This window comes from Thermomonas sp. (assembly GCF_020850895.1).
GTDB lineage: Bacteria > Pseudomonadota > Gammaproteobacteria > Xanthomonadales > Xanthomonadaceae > Thermomonas.
This window is the reverse complement of the sequence record NZ_JADZDS010000018.1, coordinates 1-3,001: the sequence shown is the minus strand read 5'-3', so window position 1 is coordinate 3,001 and position 3,001 is coordinate 1. Positions and strand designations below refer to the sequence as shown.

2 protein-coding genes are annotated in these 3,001 nt (G+C 67.2%); one reads left to right on the top strand and one right to left on the bottom strand.

Annotation, left to right across the window (positions count from 1 at the left end):
* A partial coding sequence (locus tag IT472_RS01850) for a uroporphyrinogen decarboxylase family protein (RefSeq protein ID WP_297177506.1) occupies nt 1-591 on the top strand: 591 nt, incomplete at its 5' end.
* Between the two features lie 62 nt (nt 592-653).
* On the opposite strand, the gene IT472_RS01845 is transcribed toward IT472_RS01850, so the two are convergent.
* Nucleotides 654-3,001: hybrid sensor histidine kinase/response regulator (locus IT472_RS01845; protein WP_297177503.1), on the bottom strand; the 2,348-nt coding region annotated here is incomplete at its 5' end.

The window sequence follows — 3,001 nt, the reverse complement described above, 5'->3', positions numbered from 1 at the left end:
GAAGGCGGCGGCAGCAAGGACTGGGGCAAGGTCAAGGCACTCGCCATCAATGACCCGGCCGCGATGCATACGCTGCTGGGCGTGGTCACCGATGCGGTGATCGCCTATCTATCGGCGCAGCACGCCGCCGGCGCGCAAGTGCTGCAAGTGTTCGACACCTGGGGCGGCACGCTCTCGCCTTCGATGTACCGCGAATTCTCGCTGCCCTACCTGACCCGGATCGCGCGCGAACTCAAGCGCGACGACACCCCGCTGATCCTGTTCGGCAAGGGCAATGCCGCGCATCTGGAAGCACTGGCCGAGAGCGGTGCGGAAGGCGTCGGCGTGGACTGGACGGTGACGCTGGACGAGGCCGCGCGTCGCACGTCGGGCAAGGTGGCGCTGCAAGGCAACCTCGACCCGGCGATGCTGTACGGCAGCCCCGACGCGGTGCGGTCGCAGGTACGGGCGGTGCTGGACAGCTACCGCGCCGGCAACGGCGGCTCTCGCGAAGGCCATGTATTCAACCTCGGCCACGGCATGTCGCCGGACATGGATCCCGAACACGTCGCCGCCTTGGTGGACGAGGTGCATCGCTACAGCGCGCGCTGAAGCTCCCCCCCAACCCGCGCAAGCACCACGCGCAGCAGCCCGCAGCGCACATTGGCTGCGGCTCAGTGCCGCAGCAGCGCGGCCAGCGCGTCCGCAAGCTGCTCGCCGCTGACCGGCTTGCGCAGGAAGGCGTCGAACCCGGCGTCGCGCGCCGAGGGTTCAGCGTCGGCATCCGATCGCGCGGTGACGGCCAGCAGCGGTTCAGTAAACCCCTGCGCCCGCAATGCGCGCGCAAGGGCCAGCCCATCCATTCCGGGCAAGTCCAAGTCCAGCAAGGCCGCGTCGAACGAATGCAGCACGACCTCGGTCAAGGCCGCCAGCCCATGCGCGGCGTGAGTCACCGCATGCCCTTGTTCGTGCAACAGCCCAAGCATGACCTCGGCCACGATCGGATCATCCTCGACCAGCAGCAACCGCAATGCGCCAGTGTCCACGGTGCGGCTGGCCGCGGCCTGGAACTCCGTCGGCAGTCCGGAGACTGCATGGCCCAGCGGCAACTCGACGATGAAACGGGTGCCCTGCCCCAATGCGCTTTCAACCCGGATCTGCCCTCCCATCGCCGCCGCCAGCTCCTGCGAGATCGCCAGTCCCAGCCCGCTCCCTCCATAGCGTGACGCAGTGCGTTCGCCTTCCGCCTGTTCGAATCGACGGAACAGCCGCGACTGCTGTTGCGCATTCATCCCTGGCCCGGTGTCGGACACCACGAAGCACACGCCCTGCGGCGACAGGGCGAGTGTTTCCACCGCGACTTGGCCGGATTCGGTGAACTTCACCGCATTGCCGATCAGGTTCAGCAGGATCTGCTGCACGCGGGTGCGATCCCCATACACGGCCAGCGGCGCATCGGCAGCGATGCGCTCGACGAATGCCAAACCCTTGTTTTCGGCAACAGGCGCCATCAGGCCGGACACTTCATCCAACAGCGGGCGCAGGGCGAAATCAGCACTCGTCAACTGCAGTTTCCCGGCTTCGATCCTCGCCAGGTCGAGGGCATCGTTGACCAGCCGCAGCAGATGTTCTCCTGCACGCCGGATGGCATCGACTTGGCTGCGCTGGTGCGGCTCGAGCCGAGTCGAACGCAACAGTTCAGCCATGCCCAACACCCCCGTCATCGGAGTACGCACCTCATGCCCCAACGTCGCAAGGAAGCGGGACTTCGCCTCCGAGGCCTGCTCGGCCAGTTCACGCTTGTGTTCGGCCAACTGCCATGCATGCCGGCGTTTCAGTCGGCCGCGATAGCCTTGGGCCAGCGCTGCCAATGCCAGCACGGCAAGCAGTGCATATCCCGCCAGTGCCCATGCATTTCGCCACCATGGTGGTGGCACCACGAAGTCCAACATCTGCTCGACTGCCGGATTGCCCGCGGCATCCAGTGCGCGCACTCGGACCCTGTAGCGCCCAGGCGCCAGCGCAGTCAACACGCGCTCCCCGGTGTTTCCGAGCGCCACCCAGTCGCGATCGAACCCCTCCAGCCAGGACCAGTAGCGGTTTGCAGGCGGATCATCGAACGCCAGCAGGCGTGCTCGGATGCGCAGTTCGCGGTCGCCCGGTTCGAATTGCAGCCCATCACGCAGGGGCAGATCCTGCCAACCGCCGTTGCGACGAACGGCAACCGAATCGAACCTCAGCACGGGGCGCGCGGACGGCGGGTCCGGCATGCGGGTGTCGATCAGGCGCAACCCCCCATCTGCCGTTGCCGCGACCAAGACGCCGTCGTCGCGCAACACTGCCGCCCGCTCCAGATATTCCTGGCTGCTGGTTTCATCCTGCACACCGGGGTGGCGCAGCACGCGGCGACCAGGATCCCAGCGGTACAGCCCGCGCGACGTGGTCACCCAAACCCGATGCCCAGCGTCGACCAGCAGGGCATTGGCGGCAACCGCGGGCAGACCGACGTGCTTGTCGACGGATGCGATCCGCGTCCAGCCGCCCACGTCCAGCCGGTAATGCTCCAATCCGGACAAACGCTCGAGCCAGACGGACTCAGGCCCGTCGAAGGCCAGCGCATGCACGCGAGCATGTCCCATCTCCGGAACTTGGACGAAGCGCTTGCGGGCAGCGTCGAAGCGCAAGACGCCGTTGACTCCCGCGATCCACGGCAACCCCGACGGCCCCGCCACCATCGATTCGATGTCGGCATCCCCGAGCCCACTGGCCTCGCCTGCCGGAAGGTCAAGGAGGATCCGCCCCGTATCCGGGTCGCGCTGCTGGACGCCGCCACCCGGCGCCGCCAGCCATTGGCTGCCGTCCTCGACGTGCAGCAGCCAGCCGATCTGTCCTGCGGGCACCGGGTCGACAGCATCGTCCGAAGTCCACTCTTCGATCGCGCCGTCCGATCCGATCCGGATCAGCCCGTTGCGGTGTGCCAGCCACAACCGGTTGCTGCGGTCCTCGGAAATCGCCACCGGCT